Annotated in this window: 18 protein-coding genes; 11 read left to right on the top strand and 7 right to left on the bottom strand. The window is 68.5% G+C overall.

Translation table 11 applies throughout. From position 1 onward, the window contains the following. The first annotated feature begins 65 nt into the window (after window positions 1–65). Entirely contained in the window at window positions 66–293 is a 228-nt protein-coding gene (locus tag Cs7R123_RS39555) for a hypothetical protein (RefSeq protein WP_212834296.1), read from the top strand. 224 nt (window positions 294–517) lie between these two features. Further along, entirely contained in the window at window positions 518–2,356 is a 1,839-nt protein-coding gene (locus Cs7R123_RS39550; RefSeq protein ID WP_212834295.1) for a S9 family peptidase, read from the top strand. 54 nt (window positions 2,357–2,410) lie between these two features. Here the strand turns inward: Cs7R123_RS39550 and pepN are convergent, their stop codons facing one another. From pepN to Cs7R123_RS39515, 7 genes are all read right to left on the bottom strand, one after another. Beyond that, window positions 2,411–4,975, bottom strand: coding sequence for an aminopeptidase N (gene pepN, locus Cs7R123_RS39545; RefSeq protein ID WP_212835126.1), 2,565 nt, complete (start codon window positions 4,973–4,975; stop codon window positions 2,411–2,413). 32 nt (window positions 4,976–5,007) lie between these two features. Next, the gene (locus Cs7R123_RS39540) at window positions 5,008–5,781 is read right to left on the bottom strand and encodes a class I SAM-dependent methyltransferase (protein ID WP_212834294.1); all 774 of its coding nucleotides are present in this window, start codon (window positions 5,779–5,781) and stop codon (window positions 5,008–5,010) included. A gap of 43 nt (window positions 5,782–5,824) precedes the next feature. Further along, window positions 5,825–7,123, bottom strand: coding sequence for a hypothetical protein (locus Cs7R123_RS39535; RefSeq protein WP_212834293.1), 1,299 nt, complete (start codon window positions 7,121–7,123; stop codon window positions 5,825–5,827). Continuing rightward, window positions 7,116–7,658 (bottom strand): hypothetical protein, encoded by a 543-nt coding sequence (locus tag Cs7R123_RS39530; protein ID WP_212834292.1) that lies wholly within the window; start codon window positions 7,656–7,658, stop codon window positions 7,116–7,118. Before Cs7R123_RS39530 ends, Cs7R123_RS39535 begins: the two co-directional genes overlap by 8 nt. Before the next feature lie 20 nt (window positions 7,659–7,678). Then, window positions 7,679–8,866 (bottom strand): YcaO-like family protein, encoded by a 1,188-nt coding sequence (locus tag Cs7R123_RS39525; protein ID WP_212834291.1) that lies wholly within the window; start codon window positions 8,864–8,866, stop codon window positions 7,679–7,681. Between the two features lie 101 nt (window positions 8,867–8,967). Further along, window positions 8,968–9,558 (bottom strand): GAF domain-containing protein, encoded by a 591-nt coding sequence (locus Cs7R123_RS39520; protein WP_280517356.1) that lies wholly within the window; start codon window positions 9,556–9,558, stop codon window positions 8,968–8,970. Window positions 9,559–9,605: 47 nt separating this feature from the next. After that, entirely contained in the window at window positions 9,606–10,445 is an 840-nt protein-coding gene (locus Cs7R123_RS39515) for a S8 family serine peptidase (protein ID WP_212834288.1), read from the bottom strand. 200 nt (window positions 10,446–10,645) lie between these two features. Between Cs7R123_RS39515 and Cs7R123_RS40960 the strand changes: the two genes are divergently transcribed. From Cs7R123_RS40960 to Cs7R123_RS39475, 9 genes are all read left to right on the top strand, one after another. Beyond that, a complete protein-coding gene (locus Cs7R123_RS40960) occupies window positions 10,646–10,771 on the top strand; it encodes a hypothetical protein (protein ID WP_280517355.1) in 126 nt (41 codons plus the stop codon). Between the two features lie 95 nt (window positions 10,772–10,866). Continuing rightward, window positions 10,867–12,132 (top strand): pitrilysin family protein, encoded by a 1,266-nt coding sequence (locus Cs7R123_RS39510; RefSeq protein WP_212834286.1) that lies wholly within the window; start codon window positions 10,867–10,869, stop codon window positions 12,130–12,132. Window positions 12,133–12,244: 112 nt separating this feature from the next. Further along, window positions 12,245–13,483 carry a pitrilysin family protein gene (locus Cs7R123_RS39505; RefSeq protein ID WP_212834284.1) on the top strand — a complete coding sequence of 413 codons (1,239 nt, stop codon included), beginning with the start codon at window positions 12,245–12,247 and terminating at the stop codon, window positions 13,481–13,483. A 39-nt stretch (window positions 13,484–13,522) separates the two neighbouring features. Next, window positions 13,523–14,575, top strand: coding sequence for a hypothetical protein (locus tag Cs7R123_RS39500; protein ID WP_212834282.1), 1,053 nt, complete (start codon window positions 13,523–13,525; stop codon window positions 14,573–14,575). Next, on the top strand, window positions 14,575–16,002 hold the full coding sequence (locus Cs7R123_RS39495) for a radical SAM/SPASM domain-containing protein (RefSeq protein WP_212834280.1): 1,428 nt from the start codon (window positions 14,575–14,577) through the stop codon (window positions 16,000–16,002). Before Cs7R123_RS39500 ends, Cs7R123_RS39495 begins: the two co-directional genes overlap by 1 nt. Before the next feature lie 70 nt (window positions 16,003–16,072). Next, a complete protein-coding gene (locus Cs7R123_RS39490) occupies window positions 16,073–17,389 on the top strand; it encodes an MFS transporter (RefSeq protein ID WP_212834278.1) in 1,317 nt (438 codons plus the stop codon). 70 nt (window positions 17,390–17,459) lie between these two features. Continuing rightward, window positions 17,460–18,704, top strand: a complete 1,245-nt coding sequence (locus Cs7R123_RS39485) for a CapA family protein (RefSeq protein ID WP_212834277.1) — start codon at window positions 17,460–17,462, stop codon at window positions 18,702–18,704. Between the two features lie 96 nt (window positions 18,705–18,800). Further along, the gene (locus Cs7R123_RS39480) at window positions 18,801–19,898 is read left to right on the top strand and encodes an adenylate/guanylate cyclase domain-containing protein (RefSeq protein ID WP_212834276.1); all 1,098 of its coding nucleotides are present in this window, start codon (window positions 18,801–18,803) and stop codon (window positions 19,896–19,898) included. Continuing rightward, window positions 19,862–22,003, top strand: coding sequence for a hypothetical protein (locus Cs7R123_RS39475; protein ID WP_212834275.1), 2,142 nt, complete (start codon window positions 19,862–19,864; stop codon window positions 22,001–22,003). The genes Cs7R123_RS39480 and Cs7R123_RS39475 overlap by 37 nt, the downstream gene beginning before the upstream one ends. Window positions 22,004–22,084 lie beyond the last annotated feature (81 nt).

Raw genomic sequence — 22,084 nt, 5'->3', positions numbered from 1 at the left:
CACTGCACGCAACTCGATCACTAAGCCGGTCGACGTGATACCGGCTGAGGTGCAAGCATCGGAGCATGCAGCTGTTCGGAGACCGGATCGTCGCCCCGAGAGAACTCATGATTAGAGAGATCATCGCTAACGAGGGCTGCTTGACCGTCACTCTCGATCAAGCGCTGTTTGTGCGTCAGGGTGAGACGCTGTGGTTGGACAAGTCGGAGTTGGTTGTTGAGCGGCTTGACGGCACCACGGTGCGCCCAGGTTCCGCGTCGGCGATGGTCCGGCGGAGTTTCCGGCTTCTCTGACAAGCAGCCAGATGCAGACTGTAGTGATGCCGATGATCCGCACAACGCCTCTGGACCCACGGACTTGATGCGGCCGCTTCTGCCACCGATGAGGTCGGGAAGCCCGCAACCAGAACCGAGCCCGGCCAGGCCATGGTTGTGCCCGGCGAACTGATGGACTCTGAGGATAGCCCGATGGACTTTGCGGGACTGCGACTGAACTTCCGCTTGGCTAGGATCAGGGCATGCCTTCGTACCGCGATTTCCGGCCCACGCTAAGGTTTCAGCCGATCCTGGCGCTGTCTGCCGACTGTTCGCAGATCGCCTATGCCGATGACGCATCCGGCCAGTTCAACCTCACCGTGCGTCCGGTCGTCGGGGGTCCGGAACGGCGAGTCACTGACTTTTCGACGCACACGGTTCGCAAGGCGTCGTGGCACCCGGACGGCAGAACTCTGATCTTCCAGGCCGACCAGAACGGCGATGAGAGAACACAGCTGTATGCCATCGCCGCCGAGGGCGGCGAGCCGACGCCGCTCACCGATGTGACGGGTGCGCAGTTCACGCTCGGGTATGGCGCCCCGGTTTCACCAGATGGCAAGTACTTGACGTACGTGGGCAACGACCGTTCCCGGGCCGATCAGGACATCCTGGTCCGGGATCTGACCACCGGCGAGGTGAACCGGATCTACGAGGGAGACGGTCGTCTCGCCTTGGGCCACTGGTCACCCGACGGCTCTCGCCTCAGCATGGCCCTGTGGCGGGAAGGCTATGACCACGTGGTGCACATCCTGCCCGCCTCGGGTGGCCCTACCAAGAGGCTGACCTCTGACGAAGCCGTAGCGGCCTACTGGCTCGGGCCGTGGCTGCCCGACGGTTCGGGGTTCATCGTCCGCAGCAACGCCGGCCGTGAGTTCACCGGCCTCGCCGTCATCGACGCCGACTCGGGCGAGCTGACCTGGATCGACACTCCCGACTGGGATGTGGAGGCGGTGGCGCTGTCCGCCGATGGACGCACCCTGGTCTGGGTGGTCAACGTCGGCGGTGCTTCCCAGCTGAGGGGACGTGATCTCCGCACCGGAACGGACCTGCCCATGCCGGAGCTTCCACTGGGCCAGGCTGACGCAATCTCGGTATCGGCCGACGGAGCGTTCGCCGTCGTACTGCTGTCCACGCCGACCAGACCGTGGAACGCCGCCGCGATCGACCTCGTCACCGGGCAGGTGCGGTGGCTCACCGACTCCGTTCCCGGCGTCGCCGATCCGGCGACGTTCGTCGATCCCATCCTTGTTCACTATCCCACGCATGACGGTCGCCAGGTTCCTGCCTATCTCTACCTCCCGGCCGGGGCCACCTCCGATCTGGGTGTGCTGCTCTCGATCCACGGCGGCCCGGTCTACCAGGAACGTCCTGCCTACGTCTACGACGGCTTCTACCAGTATCTGGTCAGTCACGGTGTCGCGGTCCTGGCGCCGAACGCCCGTGGGTCGTCCGGATACGGAAAGACCTACGAGAAGCTGGTCTTCCGGGACTGGGGCGGCGGCGACCTGGGCGACTTCGCCGCCTCGGCGCAGTGGCTACGCGAGCAGGACTGGGTCGATCCCGCGCGGCTGGGGCTGTTCGGGGCTTCCTACGGCGCATTCGGCGTGCTGTCGTGCCTGGCCCGGTTGCCGGAGATGGACTGGGCGGCCGGGGTCGACCTGTTCGGCCCGAGCAACCTGGTGACCCTGGCGGAGGCTACGCCACCCGCCTTCCGGGCGCTGGTGGCTGACGTCATCGGCGATCCAGACACCGACGCGGAGATGCTCCTGTCCCGCTCGCCGATCACCTACGTCGACCAGATTCGGGCTCCGCTGTTCGTGCTCCAGGGCGCGAACGACCCTCGCGTCCCCCGTGGTGAGAGCGATCAGCTCGTCGAGCGGCTCCGAGCGCGCGGGGTCGAGGTCCGCTATGACGTCTATCCCGACGAGGGCCACGGTTTCGTCAAGAGCGAGAACCAGATCAAGGCTCGTTCCGACGCGGCGGACTTCCTCATCGAGCGTCTGAACCCTGAGGCGGCGAGGACAGCCGCAGCAGGGGCATGATCGACGGGTGGGCGCGGCCGGATACTGCCTCGCCCACCCGTCGGTGGCGCGCCGTCAGCTACCCGCCACCGCCACCTGCCGTGCCGCGGTGTCCCGCAGGCGGCAGGCCAGCGCGCGGGCGACGGCGTCCTTGCCCTCGATGACCAGCCTGCGCAACGGAGCCGGGTGCCCGTCACGCGCGAGCCACCTCTCGGCGTAGGCGATCGCCTCTTCGCTGATGTCGAATCGCGGGTAGGCGAAGGTCATGAACTCCTGCGCCGACTCGCTGTCGCGCTCAGCCCAGATCCGCGCCGCCACGTCGAAGTACCTCTTCGTATACGGAGCCAGCAGCTCCCGCTGCGACGGGTGCTGGAAGCCGATCAGCATCGCCCGGGCCTTCCAGTTTGGCGGCTGCTGCGATGCCGTGAGCGCCTCCCACACAGCTGCCTTCGCAGCGCCGTCGGGCAGCATCGCCAGGGCGAGTTCCGCCTGACGGTCGCCCGTGGCCGTATGGTCTGCCGCGTGCTCAGCCGCCACCTCGGCGGCGCCGACCCGCCCGGCCGCGGCCAGCATCTGGATGATGTGCCAGCGGAGGTCGCCGGCGACGGTGAGTCCGGTCGGGACGCCGGATCCGGTGAGCCAGCCTTTCAGAACGGCGAGGTCCTGCTCGCCGCGGGCGGCGAAGGCGAAACTGCGTGCCCAGGCCAGTTGGAAGCCGCTTGCCGGGGCCGCCTCCAGCATGGCCGTTCTGGAGACGGTGGCGAGCAGTTCCCAGCCCGGCGCATGCCACTCGGGGTCGGCATACTGCCCGATCGCGGTCCGTGCCTGCATCAGCGTGGCGGTGATCAGGTTGATGTCGGTCTCCTGCGGCAGCCCGGACGCGACCAGCGCCAGATAGTCTCGGCTGGCCATCTCGCCGTCGCGCACCATGTCCCAGGCGGCGGCCCAGCACAACCCGCGGGCCAGGGAGGAGCCGAAGCCGGCGATGTGGTCCACCACGGTCGCCAGCGACCGGGAGTCGAGCCTGATCTTGGCGTATGAGTGGTCGTCGTCGTTGAGTAGCAGCACGTCCGCGGTGCGCAAGCCGATCAGCTCGGGCAATTCGGTGACCGGACCGTCGATGTCGACGTGGACGATCTGACGGCGTACCAGTTCGGCACCGACGAGGTCGTAGAGCCCGACTCCGATGCGGTGACGGCGCAGCGTCGGGTGGTCCATCGGTGCGGTCTGCCGGATCGCCACCCGGCGGTAGGCGCCCGCATCCGATTCGATTTCGGGGTGCAGGGTGTTGACCTGCGCTGTCGTCAGCCACTGCGCAGCGAACGGCGTGACGTCCCGGCCCGAGGTCTGGGCGAGTTCGGTCAACAGGTCACTCAGCGTCGTATTGCCCCAGGCGTGCTTGGCGAAGTACTGCCGCAGTGCCGCCACGAATGGGTCGATGCCCACGTACGCCACGATCTGCTTGAGGACGCTGGCGCCCTTGGCGTAGGTGATGCCGTCGAAATTGACCTCTACCGCTGCCACGTCATCCATCCGACTGTATACGGGATGGGTGGTGGAGAGCTGGTCCTGGCGGTAGGCCCAGCTCTTGTGCAGGGACAGGAACGTGGTCCAGGCGTCGGTGAAGCGGGTCGCCTCGGTGTTGCACCAGTGCGAGGCCCACTCGGCGAACGACTCGCTGAGCCACAGGTCGTCCCACCAGCGCATGGTGACGAGGTTGCCGAACCACATGTGCGCCATCTCGTGCAGCAGGGTGTTGGCGCGCTGCTCGTACTCGAAGTCGGTCACGGGCGAGCGGAAGATGAACGTCTGCTCGGCGTTGACCACGCAGCCGAAGTTCTCCATCGCGCCCTTGTTGAACTCCGGCAGGAACAACTGGTCGTACTTCGGCAGCGGATAACGCACGCCGAACTGGGCGTGGTAGAAGTCGAAGCCCTGTCTGGTGGTGGCGAAGAGGTCGTCCGGCTCCAGGTACTGCCCCATACTTCTACGGGCGAGCAGGCCCAGGTCGATGCCGTCGTGCATCTCGCGCACCTCGTAGAAGGGTCCGGCGCATAGGGCGGTGATGTATGTGCTCATCCGCACCGACTCGGCGAAGTGCACCACCTGGGCGGTCTGGTCGCGTTCGACACGCTCGACGACCGCGTTGGAGACCACCCTCCAGTGGGCGGGAGCCGTCACGTGCCAGGTGAACACGGCTTTGAGGTCGGGCTGGTCGAAGCACGCGTACACCCGTTGGGCGTCCTGGGCCTGAAACTGGCTGTACAGGTAGACCTCGGCGTCGACCGGGTCGACCAGCCGGTGCAGTCCCTGGCCGGTGCTGGAGAACTCGTAGTCGGCGTCGACGATCAGCGTGTTCACCGCCGCGAGATCCGACAGTGCCAGTCCCTTGTCCGCAGACCAGCCGGAGAGGTCCAGGGAACGGCCGTTCAGCGAAGCCGCGCGCACAGCACGCGCCGCCACCTGGGCGAACGTCTCCGCGCCAGGTTCGGTGCAGGTGAAGGCCACCTCCGTGATCGTGCGGAAGGTGTCGTCGGCGGGTGCGCCGCGACCATCGGTGAGGTCGACCGTGATGTCGTAGGCCGCCACGGTGATCAGGCGGGCTCGGTCGATCGCCTCGACATGGGAGAGGTTACGCACAAGAGCCATCAGTGAACTCCTTCGTGGTTGGGTTAGCCCGGAACTCGGGCAAGGTGCACCGCAGCCGCCTGATCGACGACGATCCCGCCGTCGGCGTGCATACGTACGAACTCCGCCAGTGCCAGACGTTCCAGTTCTGCGGCGTCGGCTGCGGAAAGTGCCTCGACCAGGCGGGCGAATCCGTGCGACAGGCCGAACTGCCAGCAGGTCTGCGGGTCGGGTATCTGTAGCCGAACCTTGATTGACAGCCGGCGCAGGTCGGTGAAGCCCGTCTGCCGGAGCGCGGCCGCCACATCCAGACGGGTGTCGGGCGGCCGCAGACCACCGGCCCGTGCCGCGAAGGTCGCCATCAGCCGACGGCAGCCCGCCCAGCGGCCCGTCGGATCGGGGCTGGGATCGGGCAGCGTCAGGGCGACGGCACCTCCCGGCCGAAGCACCCGGCGCAGCTCGGCGAGGACCCGAGCCGGGTCGGCCACCAGATGGATCATGAATCCGGCGCAGGCCAGGTCGAAGCTGCCAGCGGGAAGATCGAGCGCCATCGCGTCCATCACCCGCGCCGACAGCCCTGGATGGCGGGCCGCGAGCAGTTCGATCATGCGAGCGGACCCGTCGATCGCGGTGACCTCGCAGCCTCTGCTCGCGGCGGCGATCGCGATCGCCCCACGACCGGTGCCGATGTCGAGCACCCGCGATCCCGGCGTCGGGTCGACGATGTCAACCAGCTGCCGGGCACAGGTGGCGAAGTACGGGACGGCCTGGTCGTACCGGTCGGCAAGGCGATCGAACAGGGCCCAGGTCTCGGTCACGAGGGCACCCGATCCACGCGGGTCGGTGTCCCGTTGTCGGCCTTCATCGATCCTCCCGGAGAAGCGCTATCGGCGGGCTACCCGGCGACAGGGTGACGCCGAAGACCACCCGCTCGCCTTCGGCAGGGCGGAGCTCCAGCTCACGGTCCAGTCGGGCGCGCCACCGCACGGACTCCACCCGCACGCCGCGTCGGGTCGGCACGAGCTCGACGGCCCAGCGCCCTGCTCCGCACACCCCGGCAGCGCAGTCGGCGACCAGTGCCACCATCGCCACGGCGTCCGGCGCGAACTCATCGAGCAACCGCCGCCGCTGCGGCACGCTCCGCCGTAGCTGCACCAGCGTGCGCGAGTCGGGGTGCCAGCGGAAGTAACCGGCCGGCAGGCCGCCGACGGGGGCGAAGAGGGCGAAGAACAGCTCGTGCTGTGGCGGCAGCGCAACCTCGACCGCCTCGCCCAGACACGCGGCTATCTGCTCGAACGGAGTCCCGCGGGCGGACTCGGCCAGGGCGGCCCTGGGAAATCTGGGCGAGGTGGCGTTGCGGGTGTCGCGATCCCGGGGCCATCCGCCGGGTGCTTCCCCGCGGGTACGAGTGTTGCCGCTGCTCAAATCCACGTGCCGCCCTTCGGCTGGCCAGGCCAAGTCGGGGTGGTCGGCCAGCTCGCCGAGCCAGTCGGCGAGGATCGCGTACGCGGTCGCTACCAGCTCGGGCCGCATCTGTTCGGCCGGCACCGGATCGGGTGGCGACGCCGGACGTGCTGTGCCGCCCCGGTCCACGAGCTCGATCTTCAGCACGGTGCCCGCTTGTACGAACCGCACCAGCGTGACCTGCGCGCCGCCCGACGACGTTGCCAGCAGGTCGCCCGGCGGGGTTTCGGCACCGTCGACGACCACCAGCCCACACGAGGCCGCCGGCAGAGCCGAAAGGTCCGCGAGCCGGCTGTCCCTGAACGGCAGCCGGATCGCTTCCCGGCCCGCCGCGCACAGGTCCGCGACGCATTGATCGGCTCGCCGATCGTCGCTCACGAGCAGGATGAGACGTCCCGGCCGCGCGGGTGGACCGGTGCCCGCGAACGCGTCCGCATAGGCCGCCGCAGGCGACACCGGTTCCGAGGTGGTCGCGAGCACTCCCAGTCCGGCCAGCCGTCCGATCAGCCCCCGGGCCTCTTCGGGGACGGATCGGCGGTCGACCGGCCCTGACATCAGCCCCCGACCCAGCGCCGCTGCCGCCGAGCCGACCTCGAGCCGCATCCGGCGTGTTCCGTGGACGATCACCCAGGTCGACGGACCTAGCCAGCCCGCCACCACCCCGGTCCGCAGCCGGTACGGCTCGCCCTCAGTCATGGCAGCGCCCGCAGCCGTGGACGGCCTCGACCAGTCCCCGACCGAACCGATCCGGCTCGCGAAGGTCCTTGCGCAGGAACGTGTACTCGCCGCGAGCCGCGGTCGAGGCGAAGGCGGCGATCTGCGCGGCGGCGAAGGTCACGTGGTGCGGCAGGAACAGCTCGGGGCCCGCCATCTCGCCGTCGTCCCAGGCGCTCTCGATCATCGCGTCCAGCGGTGCGGCGCGCTCATGCTGGCGGCGACGGCTCTCGTAGCAGAGAAGGCAGGGCCCGGCTCGGGGAACCACGAGCGGTCCCACTCTGATGTCCCGGTGGTCGTTGACCACGGGCAGCCATGTCCACCCGTGTCGGAAAGCGAGCTGGTCGACCTGGTCGAACCGGCGTCGACCGGGACGGCTCTGCAGTACGACGACCAGGCGGCCACCTGCGGCGAGCTCCCTGAGCTGTGCTCCGTCCCCCTCGGCGAGGTCCAGGCCGTGGCGATCGAGGGCCTCGCGGACGGCGACGGCGAAGGTGCCCTCGACGGTGGTGACCAAGGGCCGGCGCGAGTCAGGGGTTACGGGAATGGTTGCGGCCAGGGATTGAGGTCCCATTCCTGCCTACTCTCGTATCCCATCGCGGCCGGTCCCCGGTATAGGCGCGGATGCGCCTTGAACTGCGCATACGGATTCAGGCTCAGCGGTTGCAACTCGGGCACCACCACGGCCACCGCCGACGTGCCGCACGCCCGCAGCTCTCGCGTGGTGATGTTCACGATGACGGCCTGGTCGCAGACCTCGGCCAGCCGCGCCACCAGCTCCGCCAACGCGGCCTCCGGCTCTGGTGGCAGCGGGGCCACCACGCGCCTGGCGGCGAGCGGTGCGGCGGGCGTCGCGAGGAAGTCGAACGCGTGGCGCCTTTCAACCTGGCCCATGTATCTGGCCCCGTCCAGAACGCCGGTGATCTCCTCGACTGAGCGGGGCACCGCCGCCGGGGTTCCCGGATGGCTGCGGAAGCTGATCAGTTCCAGCACCGCCTTCTCCGCGGCGACGGCCAGACTCCGCCCGGTCGCGGCGCCGACGAGCTGCCCGTACCAGGGGTCATGGTCGGCGAACTGCAGCGCGTACACGGTGGGCACGCCGACGTCGGAGGTCGCGTCGAACAGCCGGGTCGAGATGAAGTGGTCCTCCGACCATTCGAGCAGGTAGGCGAGTCGCTCGGTGGTCTGTTCCCGCAGCGGCGGCAGGCTGAGCCGCTGCAGCCAGGTCAGCGCCGCGACATCACGTTCGGCGGCCTCGCTCAGTGCGCCGATGCAGGCTTCGCGGTAGTCCGTGTGGACCGCGAAGCCGGTGGAACCTCCGGCGGCGAACCTCTCCGCGTCGGTCGGGTCGGGCAGTCCCCGGTTCACCATGCAGGCGGGCACCCAGGTCTCGCAACGCTGGATCACATCGAAGCCGCGCACCCAGCGGATCTCGCGGTCCGGGTCGTACGGCACGACGGCCCGGGCAGAAGCGCCCAGCTCCGAGTCCGAGCACCGGGGCAGGTTCTTGGTCTCGATGACCGCACCCGGCAGGTGCCGTTCCAGCGCCCAGATGTGATCATGGTGGTTGCGTCCGAACGCCCGGCTGGCGTACCGCTCCAGCCCTTCGGCGACGGCGACGGTCCGTGCCAGCAGGTCGTCGTCCAGAGCCTGTCCACGCGCGCCCAGACTGCGCGGTCCGACGGGTGTTCCCGGCTGGCCGCTGCCCGCGAACACGTTCCACACTGACAGACGGTCCAGCCCTCGTGGCGGCGGCGTGCGCATCGCACCGGACACGGCTCCGAGAGTGCCGCCACGCAGATGCAGCGACCCACGGTCCTGTCCGCTCATCGTCGGACGTAGGCGTCGGTCGCGGACTCCAACGCGCGCAGGAAGTCCTGGGCCGCCGGGTCTTCCAGGCTGCTGAGGTACTTCACGTGCTGCAGCAGCCGCTCCAGCGAGAACCGGCTGCCCACCATGTCGTCGTTCAGGACGTTGAGCGCCGCCAGCGAGCTGCAGCACTGCCGGGAAAGCTCCTGCAGCAGTTCGAGGGTCTGCATGGAGTCGACGATCGGGGTGGTCGGGTCGAGGACCTCGACCACCCCGAAGACGACTCCATCGGTCTCCAGCGGCGTGGCGAGGATGCAGCGCGGAAGGTATCCGGTCTTCTCCGCCACGTCTCGGGAGAACTGCGGAGCGGTGTCCAGCTCATCCGCGATGATCGACTCTCCGGTCTGGAACACCCATCCGGCGATACCCTGGCTGGAGGGCATCTCGATGCCGAGGATGCTGTCCGCGTACTGCTCCGAGGTCGCCTCCAGCACCAGGGTCTCGGAGTCCGGACGATGCAGGAAGACCGACGCCGAGTGGGCGGAGAACAGCACCCGGGCAAATCTGACTGTGGAACGCAACAACTCGGCTCGCTGCCGGCCCGCCATGGACGGGTCTTGGGCAGGACGAGCGCGGCTGCTCCGGCTGGCCGGCGTCACTCGCGTTCTCCTTCGACTAGGTTGCTGGCCACCGCGGAGAGCACATGCCTGATCTCGGGCACAGCCAGCTGCGGATATTTCGACCGGATCCGTGCGATGAGACCCGCCAGGTGCGGAGCCGCGAAGCTGTTGCCGGAGACCCGGACCACGCGGCCGTTCTGCGGCACGGCCACTCGGACGCCGGCCGCGAAGTACTGGACGGGCGGCCTTGGATTCAGCTCGATGTGCTCCGGGTCCTCGACCGAGTGCGATCCCGCGGAGAACACGGCCGAGAAACGCCAGGGATAACTCTCCACAGGAGCGTTGTGGGCCGCGGCCACGATCGCCACGTCCTGGAAGAACGCCTGGTCGACGAGGTCGTGAATCTCCTGCTTGTAAACCGGGTTCCGCGTCGACAGGCTCAGGTTGATGACGCCGAATCCTTCTGCGATCGCCCAGCGCAGCGCCGCGATGAGAATGTCCCCGGCGCCGCCAAGAGTCGGGCCTAGCACCCTTATGGAGGTTATTTCGCACGCCGGGGCAAGGCGATTGATGATCGCGGCACAGGCGGTTCCATGACCGGCCGCATCGCCTTGGGAGTCGGTCACCACATCGTATCGTAAGGTGCCATCGACGGCACTCTTTGAAACGGTGAAAGAGCCACCGCGACGGCCGATGTCCAACGTCGGATCGAGGCCGCTGTCGATGACGCACACACGGACGCCCTCGCCCGTGCCACCGCCCCATGCCCACTGCCGCGATATTGAACCTGGCCTGGCCAGACGATCGGTGCTCACCGTCTCGCCTGGGCTCATATGAGCGAATTGAATCACCGAGCGAGCGGTCTGCCCCGTCATTGGCCGTGACTCCTTCGAGCATCCCATCGCACCGTACAGTGCAGTTTCTGCGCATCTCGCGAGCACTTTATCCGACGACTCCAGAGGGCGCCTGTCCTCTTTTTCTGTGACACCGGAACCGCTTCACATCCGGCGTGGATTGCCTACTGTCATGCCCACCGCCGGAAATCGGTCCGGCGGCATGAGCACAGGGAGCCGAAGTGTCCGACAAGAACACGACCAAGCCCGAGATCGAGGCCGACGAGACCGACCTCGAGGGTCACTCCATCGAGGTTGAGGAGGGCGACGCCGACGCCGCCAACTTCAACGTGGCCTGCTGCTGCTGAGCAGCGATACTCCGCCGCCCCGGCATCCCGCGAGGGTGCCGGGGCGGCCGGCAGACACAGAACCCGACCACCGTGGAGTCACGATGCCCCCCAGCGTGAGTACCGTCCATCAACACACCCTCGTAAACGGGCTTCGAGTAGTGATCGCCCCGGTGGCGGCCAGTCCGCTCGTCGGCCTCAACCTCCGCCTGGAGGTTGGCTCCCGGCACGAGCAGGTCGGCCAGCACGGGTATGCGCACCTGTTCGAGCACCTGATGTTCTCCGGAACCCGCTCGGTTCCCAACGGTGCGCACATGGCCGCCATCCAGACTGTCGGCGGAAACGTGAACGCGTCGACGTCCACCGACTCCACGAACTTCAACCACGTGGTCGGGCATGAGGACTACACGGCCGTGCTGGCATTGGAGGCCGAACGGCTGAAGCACCTCGCTGACGCGCTCGACGACGCCGGTGTAGGCAGGGAGATCGAGGTCGTCAGCAACGAGCGGTTCGAGCAGGAGGGGCGGCCCTTCGGCGACGTCAACGAACTGGTCGCGAGCCTGCTGTATCCCGCTCCCCATCCATACGCCCATCTGCCGCTGGCCCCGCTCGGCGATGTGCGGGCCGCTTCCCGGGACTCGGTGGTCGCGTTCTTCACGACCCACTACGTTCCTTCCCGCGCCGCGATCGCCATCGTCGGCAGCGTCGACCCCGAGGCTGCCCTGGGTGCGGTGGACCACTATCTGAGCGGCTTCTCGCCCGGACCCGACCCGTGCGGGCAGGAGCACGTCGAGGAGACTCCGTCGCCCGGCGGCGACACGCCCGTCCGGGCCGAACGCAGCGGCGTGTGGGGACCGCGACTGTTCATCGGGCTGTCCATCCCGCCGGCCGGCACCCTGGGCCACGAACGGACCAAACTGCTTGCGCAACTGCTCGCCGGCGGTCATGACGGACTGCTGATCGGGGCGCTGGGACGGGACCGGAAGCTGGTCTCCGACGTCAACATCCGCTTCATGTCCCAGGCCCGCCACGCCGCACTCTGCGTCGTGGAGCTGGTCGCATTGCCTGGTGCCGATCTGGCTGACCTGGAGTCCGCCTATGCCGAAGCCGTGGCGTCGATCGACCTCACCCGGCTGCGGCCGCAGGCGCTGGAGCGCTTGCTCGGCCTGTACCGCTCGGCTTGGTTGTGCAATCGGGATCGGGTGGGCGGGCATGCGAACGACCTGTCGTTCGCGGTTCTCTTCCAGGACGGACCGTGGGCACCCGACACCATGTACGACGCGATGTTGCGGACCACCCTGGCCGACCTGACCGAGGCGCTCGGGTGCTTCCGCCTCGGCGGGGACTGCGCGGTGGTGAGGTATCGCCATGCCGACCGCTGAGGCGACGACGAAGTACAGGTCCGTGGCAGAGGTGATGCGGTCGATCGGGGCATACCGCGCCGAGGCGGTTTACCCGGCCTGGCAGGAGTCCGTGACGACGGGCGGTCTCGAAATGAGTCTGCTCCACCTTCCCGGCAAGCACACCGCTGCGGTCCGGCTGCTCTTCGCCGGTGGGTACGCCGACAACGACCCAGCCGACCGCCCCGGGCTCACGGAGATGATGCTGCGCACGGCGATCACCGCCTCGCGGCGCCTCACCTCGGGAGCGATGGCCGCCGAACTCGACCGCCTGTCCGCCATGGTGGCCGCGGACTGCGGCTGTGACAGCACCAGCGTGTCCTTCCTGACCCCGGTGGAGTTGCTGACGCAGACGGCTACGACCGTCGTGGAGGCGCTAACCGCACCACGGTTCGATGCCGACGATTCGGCGATCTTCGGGGCCCGGCTGAGGGCGATGCACTCCGCCGCCCGCAGAACACTGCGGCACATCGCGGTCGCCACCGTCGAACAGCAGATCCACGCGCTGGCATCCCGCTACGCGACGCCGGAGCTGCCCGGCGACGATCGCGACGGCGTATACGGCGCCGAATCGCTCGCCGCGCAGCATGCGGCGTACTTCAGCAGCAGGAACCTTCGTATGATCGTCGCAGGCGACCTGGACCGGACAGATGCACCCGCCATTCTGGCCCGCGCCTTCGAAGGCTGGCAGACCGCAGGTCACACCGCAGGCCCGGTCCTCGGGCTCAGCTCGCCGCAGTGGTCGAACCGCCCGTTCCCCGGCGCCAGGCAGGCGGCCATCGCGCTGGGACGGCTCGTGCCAGTCACCGACCTGCGGCGGGCGGTGGCGGCGGAGGTCGTCGCGACGATGCTCGGGGGCTGGTCGGGTTCTCGGCTGCACACCAGCCTGCGCAACGAGGCCGGACTCACCTACTCCATAGATCTGAACTTCGCGCCCCGGCTGAGCACTGCGGGCAGCTCGGTGCAGTTCACGCTGAGTTCCCAGGTCGAGGCCGCGCGGGCGCGGGACGCCTGGCAGTTGATCCGCCACCAGCTCGACGCCGTCTGCGCGCGGGGCATGAGCCCGGACGAGGTCCGGGCCACCACCAACTGGATGCTTCGCTCGCAGCTGCTCTGCCTGGACACTCCGAACCAGGTCACCGCACAGCACGGACGCTGGGCCCGGGGCGGCTTCCCCATCACGGCCGGGCGGCAGCGCGCGCGGATTCTGAGCGAGCTGACCGCCGAGGAGGTCTCGACGGCCGCCAACGATCTGCTCCTACCGGAACTGCTCTGCGCGGCTGCGGTCGGTCCGGCGGCGGGGCAGCTGCCGGGATTCGTGGAGGCGGGCTGAGCGATGGCGTCGATGATCCCGCCCCGAACGATGCCCGCGATGATGACCACCTCACGCTGGCTCGGCTACCTCTCCGACGAGTCACGCGTCACCGCCACGGTGCCGCGACTGTGCGACAAGGTCGAACGACGGCTGAGTGAGATCACTTGCACGGCGCAGGTGTTCGAAGCCGCGAACCTGTTCGCGCTGATGCTGTTCCGCGCCGGCATGACCGACGACGCCCGTACGGTGTGCCACGCCGAACTCGCGTTCGCGCTGCGGCGCCGGGGACGGTCGGATTGGCCCGAAACGGTGGCCTTCGCCGTACAACCTCAGATCAACCTCCTGCGCCTCGACGGCTACGCGGGTGATCATCACCGCGGGCTGCGCGGGCTGCAAGAGCTGGCCGAGATCTCCCGCACCCGGGGCGGAGCGTTGCCAGACGCGGACATCAGCTCGCCCGACTGGGCGGTGGTGCCCGACTGGAACCTGCTGCGCAACACCATCAGGGACGTCGTCATCGCCGACACCTGCAAGGTGACGCATCGCAGATCGACTGCCGCGGCCCTGCTTGAGGCGGCTGCTGTCCTGCGTGCCCATTGGCCGCTGTCGTCGCACAGCGGAGCCCAGCACGCCTACGAGGCGCCATACCTCGTCGATGCTGTGCGGGCCGAACGCGACGGCGTCGCCGCCGTCGGCGGGATAGGCCGACGCAGCGGGCTGACCCGCGCCATCCAACTCTGCCATCTCGCATCCCAGCTGGCGCAGGCCGGTGAGCGCGGCCCAGCCGAGGCACACGCCCAGACCGCACAGCGCTTCGTGGCCCAGGCAGGAAGCCTAACGTTGCAGTCCAGGCTGACCCGGCTGCGCATCCGCTGCGCGATCGCCGACACGCTGCATGCGACCGGCCATGTCAGCCGGGCCCGAGCCGAGTTCGAGCAGGTCGTTCTCGAACTGGACGGCGAAGACCCAGCGCTGGCCTGCGACATCGTCCGCCGTCTGGGCGGACCGGACTCGGCGACCGCAGGGCAGGCCCCGACCACCGTCGGTCCCGAGCGGGTACGAATCCTGCTGGACCGCGTCATGACCACCCTCACCGACGGGAGACACTGATGCCGAACGGCACCGGTACCACCGCGACCGGCCCGACCGGGCACGGAGACAGCGCAGGCGAGACCGCAGCGATCGACTCCGTGGCCAGCAGGTACCTGCTGATCGGCGACACGGCCTATCGCCGCTCGGACGGTTCGACCGTCACACCCGTTTACGCGACCAGAACGGCGAAGCTGCTGTTCGTCGACCCGTCGGTCGCGCGGCGGCTGCGGACCGGGCAGATCTCGGAGATCGATTCAGCCGACCTGTCCGAGCTGGTGGACGCGAAGGCGGTCGTACCTGCGGACGAGGATGAACGGGGCGCCGTGGTGTCCCGGTTCAAGCGGTTCTCCGACAATCGGGCCTACCGCCGGTTCACCCTGATGCCCACGTCGAACTGCAACATGGGATGCAGTTACTGCGGGCAGGAGCACTACAAGCCCGTGCCGAAGGAATCACGCCTCGGCCTGGTGGCCGAACGGGTGCTGGCTGCGATCGCCGAGCCGGAGGTCAGGTCGGTCTTCGTCACCTGGTTCGGCGGGGAACCGTTGCTCGCGCTGCGCACCATCCGCGAGCTGAGCACCAAGTTCATCGCCTCGGCACGTGAGCACGGCACCGCGTACCGGGCCAACATGGCCACCAACGGCAGCCTGCTCACCATGCGCACCATGCACCGGCTGTACGACGACTGCCTGCTCCGTTCCATGGACGTCACGATCGACGGCCCGCAGGAGCAGCATGATGCCCGGAGGTTCCTCAAGAACGGCGGCCGCAGCTTCCGCCGGATCCTGACGGTGCTCGGGGAGGCCGCAGAGTCAGGCGCGTTCCCCGATCTCACCGTGAACATCCGCGTCAACATCGACAACGCCAACCAGGACCATGTCAGCGAGCTCCTGGACGAGCTCGCCGCTGCCGGATTCACAGACCGGCTCTTCCGCGTCCAGCTGTTCCCGGTCCACTCCTGGGGCAACGACGTGTCGGCGGTGGAGTTGGGCAAACGCGCGTACGCCGACCGTGAAGCCGAGTGGCTCGCCCAGGCCACGCGTTCCGGACTGCACACCGAGCTGTTGCCACAGCAGCCTCGACACGGGACGTGTCTGGCCACCACTCGCAACGCCGAGCTGATCGATGCCGAAGGGCGCATGTACGGCTGTTCGGAGCATCCGCTGGTGCCCGGCGAGAGCAGCACGAAGGTAATCGCGCGGCTGGACAGCCTCTCGCCGGGGGCGATCCGACCCCGCGCGGAATTCGACCATTGGTACCAGTCCGTCGATGAAGGCGGACCGCAGTGTTCGAGCTGTCCGGTACTGCCGGTGTGCGGTGGTGCCTGCCCCAAGCTGTGGCAGGAGGGCCACGTTCCCTGCCCCAGTATCAAGTCGAATTGGCGGCAGCGGCTGGACCTGGCCGCCATTGCGCACGGCCTGGTTCCCGAAGGTGCGCTTAGGTAGCGTGATCGCAGCTGAGACGATCCTCAGAGCTCCAATCCCGACCTTCTCGATCCCAAGGACGTGAGCGGCAATGAAGTTCAGAAGCGAACTGCTGCAGAATGCGGACTATCGACGCCTGTTGGCAGGCCAGACGATCAGCTCTGTCGGCTCGGCGATGAGCACCTTCGTCTTCACCCTTCTGGCTCTGGCCATCACGCATTCGACGGTACAGGCGGGTCTCGTCGGAGCGGCGCATGCCCTCGGTTCGAGTGTGACCATGCTGCCTGCTGGCGCCCTGGTGGACCGGTGGAGCCGACGCACGGTCCTGCTCGTCTGCTCTGCCGGCGGCGGTGTCATGTACGCCTCCGTCGCCATCGCGACCTATCTCGACCGGCTCTCGATCGTGCACCTGATCGTCGTGTCGGCACTGAGTGGGGTCACCCGAGCGTTCTTCCTGCCCGCGCAGGTCGTCGCGCTCCGGCAGATCGTGCGCCCGCAGGACCTCGGCCAGGCAATGGCCGCCAACGAGGGCCGACAGCATCTGGCGACCCTCACCGGTGGTCCGCTGGGCGGTGCGCTCTACGCGGTGTTCGCCTGGCTGCCCATCGCCGTCGACGCGATCTCGTACTTCGTCCTCACCGTCCTGTTGAAGACGATGAAGAACAAGCTCCCCGCGCCCGCCCGCTCAGGGCGCGAGAGCGTGCTGACGTCAATCAAAGAGGGCGGTCGGTGGCTGGTCCGGCAGCGCGCAATCCGGCTCATCGCCGTGGTCGCCACGCTGCTGAACTTCGCCGCCAGCGGCATTCTGCTGGTCCTGATCATGAATCTGCAGCGGCACGGGGTGCGCCCGTCGGTCATCGGTCTGCTGGAGACCGGTGTTGGCGTCGGCGGCATCCTCGGCGCCATGGCATCACCGCTGATCCTGAAGCGCTTCACCACCGGCCGCATCGCGATCGGCGCCGCGTGGCTGATCGCGGCCAGCTTCGCCGCGACGGCTTCGACCGCTAACCCGTTCGTGCTCATCCCCATGGTGGCACTCGCGGTCTTCGCGGTTCCCGCCTTGAACTCCAGCCTGTTCGGCTACCAGGTGCTGGTCACGCCCGACGGCCTGCAGGGGCGCGCCCAGAGTGCCATCACCTTCCTCGCCACGAGCATGAGCCCGCTCGCCCCGGTGCTTGCCGGTCTGATGCTCGCGCACGTCGGGGCGGTCTGGTCGGTGCTGTTGTTCGTGGGCGTGCTGCTGCTGAGTGCGGTGCTGCTGACCGCCAGTTCCGCCATCCGCGACATTCCGCTGCTGGCCGAGGTGCCGCGGGCAGAGACCGCGCCAGCCGACGGCGGGCCGGAGGCCTCCGCCAAGGCGGAGCCGACCGCCACCCCGGCCGAACTCGAGCCGTCCACCCAGAAGTGACCGGTCCGGGCCTGTGCGTCGAGGCCCGGATCGGGATGAACGCCAGACCGAGCAGAAGGGAGTCGTTCCGGTGAGGATCACGCTGTTCGGTGATGCCCTGTTGACGTCGGGCCTCGCCGACGCGGTGGCTGCGGGTGATCTCGCGGCCGAGGAACTGAACATCGGCACCGGCGACGTGACCGTCTGCAATCTGGAGACGCTGTTCCACGACTACGGGATGCCCGCCGGCGCGGCCAAGGGCGGGATGTACCTACGCTGCCCGACCGCTGCGGCGGCAGACCTCAAAGCAGTCGGTTTCGACATGGTGGCCAGGGCCAACAACCATGCTCTGGACTACGGCGTCCCGGGAATGCTGACCACGACCGCCTCGCTGGAGGCGGTCGGCATAGCCTCGGCCGGTGTCGGGCTCACCTACGAGCAGGCATTCGCACCGGCTATGGCGACTTGCGGGGCGGGCTCGGTCAGCCTGATCAGCGCGTGCAGCACGCTTCCCTTCGGGTTCGCGGCCACCAGGACCCGAGGTCCGATCCCCGGTCGGCCCGGGGTCGCTCCGCTGCGGTTCGTCCGCCGCCGCACCCTCGAGCCGCAGATCTTCGCCGGTGCTCGGATCGCGGCGAGCCTGATGTACGACACCGAGATCCCGGCGGAGGCACAGCGGATCCGGCTCTCCGAGAACCTGCTCGTCACCGTCGGCAGCGGTCCCGACCCGGACAGTCTGATCGACGCCGAGGACATCGGTATGCTGACCGGGGCGGTTGCCGCCGCAGCCGAACACGGAGATGTGATCGTCAGCCTGCACAGCCACGAGTCAGGGCCGCGCAGCTGCGATCCGGCCGACTTCTTCGTCGAGACGAGCCGCCTGCTGGTCGACGCAGGCGCACGCATCGTGTTCGGACACGGACCCCATGTCGTACGCGGTATGGAGTTCTACCGGGGAGCGCCGATCTTCTACAGCCTCGGCAACTTCATCTTCCAGTACCACGCCGTGTCCGCCTTACCCGACGATGCCCGGCGGGAGGCGCGGCTGCCGGTCACCGCCACCGACAGCCAGATCGCCGAACGGGGTCTGGACTTCTCCGGAGACCCTATGTTCTGGGAGGGCATCAGCGCTCAGGTCGACCTGGCGGCCGGTCGCGTGCGCAGCATCGAACTCGTGCCCTTCCGGCTCCGGACGGATGCGGATCCCGCGACCCGCGGTCTGCCGGTACGAGCCCGCGGCGCGGCGGCGGCAGACCTCCTGCGCCGTTTCGAGTCCCTGTCTACGGGAGTAGAGCTGCGCATCCACGGCGACGTGGGCCGGATCGAACTGGTATAGCGCGACGAAATCCGGATGTGTGCGCAGGTGCGCACGCATCTGACAGCCATGCGCCCAGAACGTGGATGAACCATACGAGCAGCAGGAGGCAGTGGAATGGCTGAGGAGCGGCGGCTTGTCGCGGTGATGTTCGCCGACGTGGTGGGCTCGACCGCTCTCGCGGAACGGCTCGACCCGGAGGACGTCCGAGCGCTGATGGGACGATATTTCGCGCATGCCCAGACCGTCATCGACGATTTCGGCGGAAAACTGGAGAAGTTCGTCGGCGATGCCGTGATGGCCGTGTTCGGCATACCGAAGGCAAGAGCCGACGACATCGAACGAGCGCTGCTCGCGGCGATCGCGATGCGCGACGCCGTCGAGGCCGACCGCGCCCTGCCCGCGGAGTTCCGTATCCGCGTCGGCGTGCACCTAGGCGACGTGGTGACAACCGAGGGCGTCGGTGACATGTTCATCGCCTCTGGTGACGCCATGAACACCGCCGCCCGGCTGCAGCAGCACGCGGCACCCGACGAGATCGTGGTCAGCGAACGCGCGATGGCTGCGGCCATGTCGCGGTTCTGCTTCAGCGAGCAGCGTGTCGTGGCGGCGAAGGGCAAACAGGACGGGCTGCGCGTCTATTCGCTGAAGGGAGCCCAGGCGGCCAGGCCCGGCCAACCGGCGTGCTTCGTGGGGCGGATTTCCGAGTTGGCCCATTTCGGAAGTCTGGTAACCGCGGCTCGGACCGGCGTGAACCAGCAGACTCCGCTGCTGGTGGGGGCTGCCGGGATCGGCAAGTCGAGCCTGTTGGAGCAGGTGTGCCGGTTGCCGGAGGTGGTCGCGTCAGGTGAGGTCACCACCGTCTGCTTCATGCCGTACGGTCGGACGGCGACGGCCGTGCTGGCGGACGTGCTCGAGCAGACGCTGGCCGACACGCCCACCGTCGACTCGATCGCGGTCCTGCTCGAAGCACACGGTCACCCCACGGCCCACGCGCGGTTGCTGGCCTCGATCATCATGACGAGCACGGGCCGACTGGAACATCCCGCCCCGATAGAGCCGTTCGCGCTGGCCCAAGCGTGGCTCGCACTTCTGGATGCCTCTGCCGCCGCCGTCCTCGACTGCTCATCGTCGACGATCTGCAGTGGGCGTCCGACAGCCTGCTGCAACTCTTCCTCATGCTCGCCGACCGCGCTGAGGCCTCTACGCGGCTGACGCTCGTGCTCATCGGCCGAAGCGAACTTCTCGACCGGCTGGGCGCCGACGGGCTCAAGTCCACCCCCGTAGCCGTCTACCGGCTCGGCCCGCTGTCCGCGTCCGAGTGTCACGAGATCGTCACCGAGCGGGGGCCGATCGACGCCGAGCTCGCCACCGACATAGTGCGCCAGTGCGGCGGAAACCCGTTCTTCCTGCTGGAGATGCTGAAGCGGGCGCGGCTCGGCACGACGGGTGCCGAGGCAGTGCCTGACACGGTCCACTCGGTGCTGCTGGAGAAGTTCGACCTGCTGCCCGCGCCCCAGCGAGAACTACTGCGGATCATGGCGGTCCTCGGCCGGTGGGCCGCCCCGCAGGTGCTCGCCTCGGCGCTGCCCGCGATGGCCGAAGACGAGTTGCTCCGCTGCGCGGCGGCACTGGTCGACGACGGCGTGCTCCGGCCTGTGGCCGAGGGCGCCCCGGCCTTCGCCCACTCCCTGGTGCAGACAGTCGTGTACAGCGCGATGGCGCGGACCGAACGGACGCAACGGCACGTGCGCATCGCCGAGAGTCTGTGGCAGCACAATCCCGCTGACGTGATCTTCGACGAGGTGGCCGCGCACCTGTCCGAGGCGATTGTGCTCACCAACCAGATGCTGGTACCCCGACCGTTGCAAGTATCAGCGGACATGGTCATGTCGTCGTTCATGCTGGCGACCCGCCGCGCCTGGCATCAGGGGCGCCTGTCGGACGCGGCGGACCTGGTGCGTACCGTGCTCAGCCTCGAGCCCGACCTGGGGCGTCGCGCCACGCTGTTGGAGCTGCTCGGCGACGTGCTGGGCTGGTCGCCCGGGGCCGTCAACGCCTACCGGCAGCTGCTCGTACTCGTCGCGGGCGACACGGTAGCCGCGGCACCGGCCGGCACCGAGCTGCGCGCACTGCGCAAGCTCATCGCGGTGCTGACCCGTGGCGGGCAGCTCGGCAGGTTGGCCTTCCCCGCGAGCGAGCTGGCCGTGTTGATGGACCGGGCGTTCGAGCTGGCCACGACCACGACCGACGAGGCGGAACGTCACCACGTCAACGTGTTGCGCTGCTTCCAACTGCCAGAACCCTCGGCCGACGATCGGCATGGGTCACCGGCCGAGCTGTCGCAGATCCTCGAACTGGCGTCGAGGGCAGCGGACCACTTCGCGGCCGACGGCGACACCGAGCATCTGAACGCGTCGCTCGACGGCTGCCAGGTCGTCGCGGCACGCCTCGGACGGTTCGGCGATGCGCTGGAGATTGCACAGCGGCGGCTGCGGCTGGCCGGGCTCGGCCCGACCGAGCGTGCCGACGTCATCTCGATGGCGGTGACCGCACACTGGGCGGCCCGCCAGCCGAGCCAGGCCATCACTCTGATCGAGCAGGAGATCGCCACCAGACCGCCGACGCAGCCGATCGGCACCCTGGGGCTGGCAATCGCGGCCGGCCTCTCGGTCGCGTACCAGGCCGGTCTTTGGCAGCGCGCGCTCGCGCTCCGGCCGTGGCTGGACGCGGCTTTGCAGAACATCACCAGCCTGCGGCAGGACCCCTCGTACTGCATCGACGGCTACTTCAGCCTGCTGTGGATCGCCGTGGCAGGTGGTGACGACGCGCAGATCCTAACGCTGGCCGATGTGATCCGATCCTGTATGACGGACGTGGGCCACGTGACCGAGGAACTCGAGGAGATCCTGGCGCTAGGCACGGCCGCACCCGATCCGGCGGGCCGGCCGCTGCCCGCGGCTCCGCTCAGCGCGCCGCTGCTGGCGCTGCGCAACGAGCGTGGTCTGCGTTCTCCACTGCCGATGATCGAGAAGGTGGCTCAGGGCGGATCGGCCCGGCCGGACCGTCCCGTCGACGTCGCGCTGGCGATCGCCCGCTCCGACACCCGGGCTCTGGCGGCGCTCGCCGACGAGTTCCAGGACCGCGGGATGGTCACCCTGGCGCTTCGGCTACGGCTGGCAGTGACGTCGATGGCCGATGATCCGCGCGGGTTCGCCGAGGCCGCGGCCGCACTCGCCGAGATCGGAGACGTACGCACCGCGAGGTGGTTCGCGGCTGCGGCCGATCCCTCTGCCGAGGGCGTGATGGCCCGAGGCTGACCCGGCGGTGCCGGAAGATTCGGTCTCACCTTGCCTGCGCTGGGAGGGGAAGCGTTTGGGAAGGATTTGGTGACCGCCGCC

It is taken from the genome of Catellatospora sp. TT07R-123, assembly GCF_018327705.1.
GTDB lineage: Bacteria > Actinomycetota > Actinomycetes > Mycobacteriales > Micromonosporaceae > Catellatospora.
Note: the sequence above shows the minus strand (reverse complement) of the source record. Positions and strands in the feature narration are given on the sequence as shown.

Bases quoted from the DNA above. Each gene is read 5' to 3' on its own strand.
- Cs7R123_RS39515 (WP_212834288.1), bottom strand. From the start codon at position 10,445: ATGACGGGGCAGACCGCTCGCTCGGTGATTCAATTCGCTCATATGAGC.
- Cs7R123_RS39520 (WP_280517356.1), bottom strand. From the start codon at position 9,558: ATGGCGGGCCGGCAGCGAGCCGAGTTGTTGCGTTCCACAGTCAGATTT.
- Cs7R123_RS39480 (WP_212834276.1), top strand. From the start codon at position 18,801: ATGGCTGAGGAGCGGCGGCTTGTCGCGGTGATGTTCGCCGACGTGGTG.
- Cs7R123_RS39555 (WP_212834296.1), top strand. From the start codon at position 66: ATGCAGCTGTTCGGAGACCGGATCGTCGCCCCGAGAGAACTCATGATT.
- Cs7R123_RS39500 (WP_212834282.1), top strand. From the start codon at position 13,523: ATGATGACCACCTCACGCTGGCTCGGCTACCTCTCCGACGAGTCACGC.
- Cs7R123_RS39535 (WP_212834293.1), bottom strand. From the start codon at position 7,123: ATGACTGAGGGCGAGCCGTACCGGCTGCGGACCGGGGTGGTGGCGGGC.
- Cs7R123_RS39490 (WP_212834278.1), top strand. From the start codon at position 16,073: ATGAAGTTCAGAAGCGAACTGCTGCAGAATGCGGACTATCGACGCCTG.
- Cs7R123_RS39495 (WP_212834280.1), top strand. From the start codon at position 14,575: ATGCCGAACGGCACCGGTACCACCGCGACCGGCCCGACCGGGCACGGA.
- Cs7R123_RS39475 (WP_212834275.1), top strand. From the start codon at position 19,862: ATGCTCGCCGACCGCGCTGAGGCCTCTACGCGGCTGACGCTCGTGCTC.
- Cs7R123_RS39505 (WP_212834284.1), top strand. From the start codon at position 12,245: ATGAGTCTGCTCCACCTTCCCGGCAAGCACACCGCTGCGGTCCGGCTG.
- Cs7R123_RS39550 (WP_212834295.1), top strand. From the start codon at position 518: ATGCCTTCGTACCGCGATTTCCGGCCCACGCTAAGGTTTCAGCCGATC.